At 48.6% G+C, this 9,718-nt stretch carries 11 protein-coding genes; all 11 read right to left on the reverse strand.

Annotated elements, in window-relative coordinates; translation table 11 throughout:
* On the reverse strand, positions 1-884 hold an 884-nt coding region (gene umuC, locus RTY00_RS12405; protein ID WP_312664655.1), incomplete at its 3' end, for a translesion error-prone DNA polymerase V subunit UmuC.
* Positions 884-1,123: a DNA polymerase V gene (locus tag RTY00_RS12410; RefSeq protein WP_312664665.1), complete on the reverse strand. Its 240-nt coding sequence runs from the start codon at positions 1,121-1,123 to the stop codon at positions 884-886. The genes umuC and RTY00_RS12410, both read right to left, overlap by 1 nt.
* A 143-nt stretch (positions 1,124-1,266) precedes the next feature.
* A complete protein-coding gene (locus RTY00_RS12415; RefSeq protein WP_312664656.1) occupies positions 1,267-1,452 on the reverse strand; it encodes a hypothetical protein in 186 nt (61 codons plus the stop codon).
* Between the two features lie 146 nt (positions 1,453-1,598).
* Positions 1,599-2,915, reverse strand: a complete 1,317-nt coding sequence (locus tag RTY00_RS12420; protein WP_312664657.1) for a tail fiber domain-containing protein — start codon at positions 2,913-2,915, stop codon at positions 1,599-1,601.
* 60 nt (positions 2,916-2,975) lie between these two features.
* The gene (locus tag RTY00_RS12425; protein ID WP_312664658.1) at positions 2,976-4,037 is read right to left on the reverse strand and encodes a DUF6453 family protein; all 1,062 of its coding nucleotides are present in this window, start codon (positions 4,035-4,037) and stop codon (positions 2,976-2,978) included.
* Positions 4,037-7,216 carry a host specificity protein J gene (locus RTY00_RS12430; RefSeq protein WP_312664659.1) on the reverse strand — a complete coding sequence of 1,060 codons (3,180 nt, stop codon included), beginning with the start codon at positions 7,214-7,216 and terminating at the stop codon, positions 4,037-4,039. Before RTY00_RS12430 ends, RTY00_RS12425 begins: the two co-directional genes overlap by 1 nt.
* Positions 7,217-7,277: 61 nt before the next feature.
* Positions 7,278-7,865: a tail assembly protein gene (locus tag RTY00_RS12435; protein WP_312664660.1), complete on the reverse strand. Its 588-nt coding sequence runs from the start codon at positions 7,863-7,865 to the stop codon at positions 7,278-7,280.
* Positions 7,866-7,907: 42 nt separating this feature from the next.
* Positions 7,908-8,258 (reverse strand): hypothetical protein, encoded by a 351-nt coding sequence (locus RTY00_RS12440; RefSeq protein WP_312664661.1) that lies wholly within the window; start codon positions 8,256-8,258, stop codon positions 7,908-7,910.
* Positions 8,255-8,479 (reverse strand): YebO family protein, encoded by a 225-nt coding sequence (locus tag RTY00_RS12445; protein WP_312664662.1) that lies wholly within the window; start codon positions 8,477-8,479, stop codon positions 8,255-8,257. The genes RTY00_RS12440 and RTY00_RS12445 overlap by 4 nt, the downstream gene beginning before the upstream one ends.
* A 39-nt stretch (positions 8,480-8,518) precedes the next feature.
* Positions 8,519-9,229 carry a C40 family peptidase gene (locus RTY00_RS12450; RefSeq protein ID WP_312664663.1) on the reverse strand — a complete coding sequence of 237 codons (711 nt, stop codon included), beginning with the start codon at positions 9,227-9,229 and terminating at the stop codon, positions 8,519-8,521.
* A gap of 2 nt (positions 9,230-9,231) precedes the next feature.
* Positions 9,232-9,718, reverse strand: a 487-nt coding sequence (locus tag RTY00_RS12455; RefSeq protein WP_312664664.1) for a phage minor tail protein L, incomplete at its 5' end; no start/stop codon positions are given.

The following is a 9,718-nucleotide window of genomic DNA, read 5'->3' on the forward strand; positions in this document are numbered from 1 at the left end:
GGGCTGGTACGGACGAACACCGCTATCTGTCGGCAATACTGGCGCTCCCGCCTCAGCTTCTCGGCAGCGCGTTCGGCATATGAGCAAACCGCCTGGCGCATATCCATATATTCGGTGATGCGTGAACCGAACGATCTGGAGCAAACGATCTGCTGCTTCGTCGGCGCGAACTCTTCCAGCTCAAGACATGGCTCGCCGCGCAACTCGCGCACCGTTCTCTCCAGCACAACATTGAAGTGCTTTCGGATGATGTATGTGCTCTGCTCCGACAGGTCTTTGGCGGTGATGATGCCCATCGCGTTCAGCTTCTTACTTATGCGGCGGCCGACGCCCCAGACATCCTCTACCGGTACCAGCGCCATCAGCTTTTTCTGCCGGTCAACATTCGACAGGTCAACGACGCCTCCGGTCTGCTTCCACTTCTTAGCAGCGTGATTTGCAAGCTTGGCGAGTGTTTTGGTCTGAGCAATGCCTACACCGACGGTCAGATGCGTGTCTCGCTTGATTCGCTCACGCACCTCGCGACCAAAGTCTTCCAGCACGCGGCAATTACGAACGCCGGTCAGGTCGAGGAATGCTTCGTCGATTGAATACACCTCCACCGATGGGGCCATCTGCTCCAGCGTTGTCATTACCCGGTTCGACATGTCGGCGTACAGCGCATAGTTACTACTGAACACGTGAATCTTGTGCCGGCGGATTTCGTCTTTCAGCTTGAAGTAAGGCGCACCCATCGGGATTTTCAGCTCTTTAACTTCCGCGCTGCGGGCGATCACACAGCCGTCGTTGTTGCTGAGAACCAGAACCGGTTTACCGCGCAAATCTGGCCTGAACACCGTCTCGCAGCTGGCGTAAAACGAGTTCACGTCAACGAGCGCAAACATCACATGCCGCCGTTTGGATTGAATACCTGAAACACGCGCTCATCACCTTCCGATGTTGAAATATCCCGGAATACTGACTTGTGAGCCTCAATCCAGTTATTGGCTTGCCGTGGCGTGTAATGCCAGTTCAGGCGCTTAAGCTCACTGCAAAAGTCCAGCGTGGTGACGGTATAGCGGCCAGCGGCATCGCGTTTGATTGCGAACCTGAAGGCGTCTTTAATTTCGTAATCGCGGGGCATGGTCATCTCCCTCCCTGATAGATACTGTATATAAATACAGTAATATCGATCTATAGGATCGATCAAGTCGATTGATTGCAGTTTTTGCGAAGGGATTGGTGGGGAAGGAAATTTAGGTGGGCGACAATGCCGCCCGGCTGGTGTCAGCGTTCAAGCAGATGCAGGGCGATGTCTCTGGCTATGTTGGGCTCTTGGTTTGATTCAACGAGAATCACTTGCATCAGAGCATCTCTCGATAGCGGGCGCTTCTCTGCAAGAACGGTTATCGCAGCATCGCCGATTATGCGAGCCACTTCATGTTGAGCCTCTTTGTTGAGTAGGTTTTCCATAACGCCTCCTTGGTCTGCAGTTCTAACGTACGCCTGCAGCAAGGTAATCACATGAGAAACGGCTCAAATGGTCTAACCTCAATGTTACACCCGCAGCCTGCATGAAGATGGACGCGGTATTAAACTGCCCCGTCGCCGGGGCTTTTTTAGGAGCCATTTTCATGTGAGTTTTCATGCTCATCTTCTTCAACAAGATTCTCCATCACTGGCGAAGTTGGAGGATTTAGCAATGCCCATTCCATTTTCAGATCCGTTGGATTTGCATCTTCTGATGAGGTGTTGATGGCAGATATTAAACTGCTTAACTTTTCTTTCGCTGATTCAGGACTGATCAACATCTCCATCATTAGCGGAATGAAGGATTTAATCGCCTCAGTGTGCAAGCCGGCAATGGCGCTATAATCCAGAGACAATGTTTCATTCAAAATTGTGCCATCTTCAAGCACGATCGGATCGTTAGATGTTGATACGGCTTCAGGCAAAAATTTCTGAACATCCTGCGCGATTACACCTGCCTTTCTTGAACCCTGAAGAGAGTAACTCATGCCTCGCATAGACATGGTATTAAGAAGTGCATCAGCGATAAATTCTTTATTAAATTTCAGGTTGCTGTCGGACGTGTTATTGAATGATGTGGCATAGGCATAGCCATTGCTTTGCACTCTGAAAGTTTCAGCTGAGCTTTGTACAAGTTGAAAGGCATGATAATTGCCACTTACCAGGTTGTATCTTAAATAAATGTCGGTACCCGAGCTGTTGCCAGCAATCCGCATTCCGATAGTTGTCATGTTATTGTTTGACTCAGTAACCGATCCAGAGCTATAGAAATATGCTCCTGAAGTGGGAATCTGAGTTATACCATTAATCGTTACGGCTGAGCTTATGGTTCCGCCTGTTTTATTTCCTACAGTATTCAGCCTTGAGTCATTACCTTGCGCAACTGTTCCTGCAGTTGTGCCGTAGGCAACCCCCATGTTGGTTCTCGCAGCCGATTTATCCGTAAGGCTGGAAAGATTATCGGCTTTGGTTAACACATCAGCAGTATTGGCTTTGTTCCCGAACTGAGTGGACATGTATCCCCAGCTTGGGCCAGTGAAGGTGCTACGGTCTGTACGCGTGACTGTCACTGATGCCGCATCACTATAAATTTTCTGCCAGTTATCCATCTGCAGAATCATGCCGCGTGCATTCGTGCCGACGTCATTTAATGTTTGCTGGGTGATGGCAATCTTTAATGAAGCCGGAACCGCATACCAAGCTAATCCTGAGGCGCTTGGCCCGTTAAATGGCACACTTAAAGAAAGCTGAGTATTCGATGCAACGGAAGCGACAATCATTGTGTAAGGTGCGCCGCCTACAACAACGCCTACAAAATCACCGACCTTAAATTCGGTCGTGAAGCTGGTACCTGTCCCAGTTACCGTTGCTGAATTATTGGTTAAAGCAATAGTGCCTGCTGGCATAGTTTTCTCCGGACAATAAAAAACCCGGCGCGATGGCCGGGTTATTATGAGATTAATTATTTAAAAATAATTAGAAGCGTCGATGCATGGTATGGCGCATCCCACTTGCATTGCTTTGGGGCTAAGTGTTTTTGCACCCTCACCAGTCGTTGGTCCTCGCGCGCAAGAAACCTGATAGCCATCCATTTTGAAGGCTGAATACATGATCGGTCTGTACTGCCATGTCCCATCAGATCGGGTTTGTGCACCACTCTGTGAGCCGATGCTACAAAGAGGAATCATCGGTTGCGACATGGCTATTGATGGGGATATCCACTGCAGCACCTCACCATCGCTGGTATCAGTGTTTTCGTATGCCGGAAAGTTATAAGTGCCACCAGTCCATATCACCGGCGCATATCTACTGCTAAACGTAATGACGCCAGCTGAATTTCGGATGACCATTCCATAGCCCGAACCGGGTAATCCTGGTGAAAACCCGCAAGATACAATAACGATTTGAACACCATTAATTGCCCCGCCGCTCGTCCCACCCGGTCCATATACATCAATTCTGTTGCTGCCGCGTTCAAGATATAAAGCTCTGTCTCCTCCATTAAACCGCACAAAGCAGACATAATTCCCTTTTGCGACAACATCTGAAGGAATAGACCAGCTACCGCTGATATTCACCGTTGCTCTGTAAGTAACAAAACCCAGCATGGTCGTGTCGTTCAGGTTGAGAAAATCGGAACCGTTTCTGATACGAATTCCGTATTGACTGCTTCCAAGTGCAGCGCCTCCATCAACAGAAAAAGTATCAACAAAACCGAATGCATTTTGGGATGTCTGCGCATCCTGATGGCCCCCTACGTCAAATGTAAAAACGCCTGACGCGGAAAGGTTATAGCTTTTTACATAAAAGATTCGGCTCGGCCCATTAACACCCACAAACGTTCTTACTAAATTGCGCGGCACAACTAACTGGGTAGCGCCCGGCGTGGGCGCTTTTACCTGACGGCTTCGGTTTACTCCATTTAATTCAAGATAACCAAGTGAGGAAATGAAACGAGCAGACCCATCAAGTATTAATGGTTTTCCGCCGTCATCAGGTGTGATCCTAATTCCATACACATCTGCCATCAGCTCAGTTTTCCTATAAATGTTCGCTCAATACCATTTGGGTCGTAAACACCCAGGCCGTTCCCATTAAGTACCGACCCGCCACCGATACCATTGTTATTGTTTATCTCAAGCCCGCCGCCCTTATCCAGACGCCACCCTGCTCTGCCAGCGACATAGTTATTGGATTGGATGAAGTTCCCGATCATCGCGTTAGTTATCGTGCCCTCCTGAATAAACGCGCTATTCATGAACACCTGTCCACCGACTACAGCGAATGGTGAAAAACGGTTGTCGCCAGTACCACTCATTACGATGAACTGGTTAGCATTCACAGCAACGCGTGTCTGAACCTGCCCATTTGTAACCGTCGTGGCCACAGACAAACCTGCGTCATAATTCACGCCGTTGTAACGAATACCGGTTTTTAACGTCCAGACTGCATATGGGTTGTCTATGTCAGCGTAAGCAGTGAACTTCTCCTGAATAGCCGCCTGCTGCTGTGCAAACTGCGCTACAACATCTGTTTGCAGTTGGGCTACTGCGCTTTGGGCATCTGCGGCAACCTTCTGTGCCTGAATAATTCCAGCGCGGTTTTCACCATACTGCGCCCACTGCTGATCAACCGCATCATAGTTGGCGAGTATGTCTTTCAGAATCGCTTCGGGATCGGTGATTATGGGCTCCAGCAGTGCCTGCCCATCTTCTGATTTGAAAAAGTCCTCAGCGATATCTTCCAGATAATCGGATGCCTGGTCGTTTGCCATGCCACGCACCCAGTCAGTAAATCCGGATTCGTTGCCGGTTTTATCCACTAACTGAGCTCGATACCAGAATACCTGACCAGCGCGCAGACCAAGCTGCGAATAAGTTGATTGCGGATAAGGTACGTCAGCAAGGAGTACGGGGTTGGATTGATCAGCGTTTGCAGTGTATTGAACCTCCGTCATCAGTGTATCGGAGGTGTTTGCCGGGAATCCCCACGTAAGCGTGATCCCCCAGTTGATTCCCAGTGCAGTGAGCCCCACCGGTTTCGGCGGATTACCGACTTTACCTGTTAACGTTTTCTCCTGTGAATAACCCCATCCAGACGAAATCTCTGCGGCGTTAATGGCACGAACACGTACCAGATAACGACCAGAGTAAATGCTTGGCACCTCAAATGAGGTGGTCGAGTTGCGTGTGACGTTAACCCAGTTGCCATCATTGCGCCGCCACTGCGCCTCGTAGGATATTGCGTTATTAACCGCATCCCACTGAACACGCATTGTCTCGACACTGATTCCCTGCAACACCACGGAATAAGAATCGATAAGGATATTGGTTGGAGCGAGCTGATTGCCAGGTGGAATGATGCTGATCGGGCGATCATCAATTATTGCGCCGGTATCGATACGCGCGTATTTGTCCGGATCGTGCGCCGCGCCAGTAATAGTGAATGTGCCATCATCGTTTTCAGCAACGCTGGTAATTCGGTACTGCTGAGCATAAAGCTCAGCTGACTCGACCACCCATACGCATTCGGCTTCAGGAACCTGCGAAAACGCAGTGGTCACTGTGACAACATTAGCGGCCACACTTTGAATCGTCCGGCTTTGCGCAACGCCGCTTGGCAAATTCACTTGCAAGCGATCGCCGGCCTTAGCATCTGGTGTTCTGTCGAGGGTAATAACCCGGCCATTAACTGAGCTGATGCGGCCGCCAGCCACAACACCAGAAAGATATTCGTCAGCAACGGCAATAATGTAACCAGGCATCGGAATATCACCGTCCAGACCAACAGAGAACGTCACGATGCGATCTTTGTTATTGGTCAGAACGCCCCAGCGACCTTTACGATTGGCTTCGGACTGACGCGTACAACCTATTGCGGTTATTTCTAGTTGATTGAATACCTTATATCGGCTGACCAAATCCTTTTCGAATACTGGCTCCATCGCATCAGAATAGCCGTTATCAGGATCGGACCATGAAACCAGTGCTGAGGTGTAGCGGGTTTTAGTCGTGCTGCTTTGATAGGCAAAATCACCGTCAACCACGTTAGCATTAGTGAAGTTGTAATCCACATCGCGCGGCATATCAGCGAGGGAAACAATTTGATCGCCTCCCCAGTACGTCATGCCACGGAAAATTGCCGCGAAATCACGCAGGACGGAATAAGCATCAGCACGAGTCTGCACATAAACATCACACTTATAGCGAGGCTCTGTGCCGCTGCCGCCTCGGCCATCAGGCACCATCTGATCGCAATATTGCGAAACAGAATAAAGAGTCCACTTATCGATGTTAGCAGCGGTTAGGCGATCACCTAATCCGAAACGGTCAGTCACCACCAAATCATAAAATATCCACGCCGGGTTATCCGTCCATGCCCATTTAAACGAACCAAGCCATGTGCCGGAATAAGAGCGCGTAACTGGGTCGTAATTATCAGGTACCCGAATCACGCGGCCTTTCGGCTGGCATGTGATCTGCGGGATGCTACCGTTGAACTGGCTGGAGTCGAACTCGATATACAGAAGCGCGGTGTTAGGGTAGCGAAGTTTTGCGTCAATAACTTCCGTATAGCTCTGCAGACTCATTGTGTCGCCAATTTTGACACTGTTGGCATCTGGCGTGATCTTACGCAATCGGATAGTCCATGTGCTTCCGGCCTGCGGTAAGTCTATACGGTGACTGCGCTCATACCCTGTAGTCGTTTTGCCGGTTACAGAAGTGTCAATTACCGTTGTCCAAGCTCCACCATCGGTTTGCAGGTCAATCGCATAATTAAGGCTATAGCCATGAAGATCGCCATTATCTTCCTGCTTAAAAAGTGCCGCCCATTTTAAGCGCAGACGAACGGCGGAAAGCTGGGTATTCGTAAATGTACGAACCCAAGCTGTAGAGCTGGGAATGTCTGAGCCAACGGATATTTCATTCTCTGTGCCAGGAATACCCTGAATATAATTCTGCGCCTGGGTGCCCGACCGGAACTCCCACGCTACACCACTGAAGTTTTGCGAACCGTTATCATTTTCAATTGCTGTGCCATCAAGAAATATTTGTCGTCCGGTCAATCCACCAGCAAATTCACCCTCGCCAAGCGCCAGCAGTATTTTTGCTTTTGCCACTGATTGGAGATCGTCCGGCTGTTCCGTTGGCGTGCGGGATTCCGAACCGCCGCCTTTGCGTCCCTTTATGTGGGTAACTTTTGCCATATTGAGCCCATAAAAAAAGGCCGCCGAAGCGACCTTTAAGGTGAGGTGATTTTAGTTGCGCTTATTGCTGATCTTCGACGTAAATACCGGCGGAAATGATCGCGCCGCCTATGCGCCGCTGACCGTATAGAAGAGGAACCGGATAGCCTTGAGATGCTGTATTAGTAGGGCTGCCAAACGCATATGACGCCTGATTGTCGGCATCCTGCCTGCTGGCTAAACCTGCTGCTTGGGGTGATAGCATTTGCACTACACCACCAATCATCATGGCTGCTCCAACTTTTGCCATCCCGTATCCTACCGCCGATAAAGTTCCTCCGGAAAAATAGCCAACAGCCACACCAACGACAACTAGTACAGCTCCAATAATCGTTTGTAGCGCTCCTGCTTTTTTACTACCAATTATTACAGGAACAATACGTATCACTTCTCCATTTACTGGAAATTCTAAGTCATCTACACCTAAATTTTTCTTTCCTTTGAAAACTGCAAATGTCAGCCCGCGTTTTTTGCTATTAATAAGAAATTTTTCAAATCCGCTTATTGTTGCAGTTAATGCACGGATGGCTTCACTCGTTTTCGATATCAAGCGATAATGGACTTTTCCAAAAGTCATTCCAAGAATTGCACCTAATTCAATTCTCGTCATTATTTCTTCGCAATGCGCAGACATGGTCACCTCAACAAATCATTAAATACAGCTTCTGGCAGCAGTAGCCCAATGATCGTTAAAACCTCTTGCTACCGCATAAACCGTCACATCACTCCCACCTGCTGGGTTAGTGTCAATTTTTGCGATAGAGAGTGCTCCAAAAATATCATCGGAAGCTATGAGTTTATATCCTGATTCAGTTGGTATACTGGTAGCTGAAGACCTTAGCTCTACCCACTTAGGCGCGAGGCAACGATTAGTAGCATCTACGCTTTTATTTGAATGCCCAGAATATATTGGAGCTTGGCTTTCCAAAGAACTTGCCATACACCCGCTTAGGGAGAACGCCAAGAATATAATGGATGCTTTAGAATTTAATTTTTTCATCATAGCCCCTGTTTTTTCCTCGCATCTTCAAGGATTTTGGCTGCTGAAGTCAGTGCGCCATTATCAGGGGCTTTCTCTCCAACTAATTTGGAAAGTTTTTTATCTATTGATTCAAGTAATTCAACCTGCCGATTGGCTCTGACGCTAGCCCGATTAACGTAGAACCAGATGATGATAGAAATTACGCAGATTATTAGCGTCCAAATTAAATCGCTGTTTCCCATAAACTCCTCCTTGTATTGAATCCAAATCGTAGCATGGCATCACGATAAATTCTCATATCTAACGATCTTCATTGTTCTTTCGAGCCAGTAGCCGCCATATGGCACTCGGTTACTAACTCGACCGTAAAGGTGATGCAACATCATGTTGCCATCCAGCATGATGCCTGCGTGGTTCCACTTATTGGATTGAACCTGCATTAAAATCACATCACCTGCCTGCGGCGCACCCTTAACTTCAGTAAACCCTGCTAGCTGCCAATTATCCTTGTAGAAATCATCGGTGTACTGGTCTTCCCACCATGGATAATCGACGCGGTAATCGGGCAACTCTATACTGTGTTCCTGCCGAAAGTAGCTCATGACTAATCCCCAGCAGTCAGAATGTCCAAGCACGAACGGGCGTCCGAGCAGCGGCAACTCATCGCGCGGCTGTATCGTGCGAAGATCGCCTTCCGGCCAGCTCACGATGTGCCATGGCACGCCGCTGGCGTCACACATTGACTCATCAAGTGGGCTTGGTCGTGTTGTTGCATCCGGGTGGCTGTGAGCGATGGCGATTATAGTTCCCCTATCTTCTGCCGAGGCATAATCCTCTGGCGACAAATGGAACTGCTCTGTTGGCTCTGGTGCCAGATTTCGGCATGGGAAATAACGTTCAACTCGACTTTTTTGCACTATCACGCCGCAACACTCGCGCGGATACTCAGCAGCCGCATGAGCCAATAACGCATCAATGGTTTTCTGGCGCATAATCAGCTCCGAATTAGCGAAGTGCCCGGGAATCCACCGAACGATAGCTCGTTACCTTCGCCAAACCTTTTCTTGCATCCAGTGAGCGTACCGCTACATTCATCCAGTGAAGGATCACTTACCTGATTATTGAATTTGTCAAAATAGTTTGTACCGGCATAATCACACCCATCACCTGAACGATATTTACCACGAATGCACCATGTACATATTGAATGTAATTGCCGCGTAGGTATCATCAGCCCTTGCAAATCCATTGGGCTGCTCAGTGTAAATTCCACCTGCCTTTTAGTTTCGGTACTTTTGCTGTCAATATAAAATACCTTCAGCTTTTCCTGTGTAGGATCGGCACCCGCATTACCTTCAGCAAAGTTTTTTGCATCAAGATATTGAGCCAGCGTATCGTGTATCGATACTTTGGCTTGAAGCATGTCATCATACGCAAGGCAAAGAGCAGTAATCGATCCATCCAGATTCGCAACCGTGAGT

This window comes from Pantoea sp. CTOTU49201 (assembly GCF_032054795.1).
GTDB lineage: Bacteria > Pseudomonadota > Gammaproteobacteria > Enterobacterales > Enterobacteriaceae > Pantoea > Pantoea symbiotica.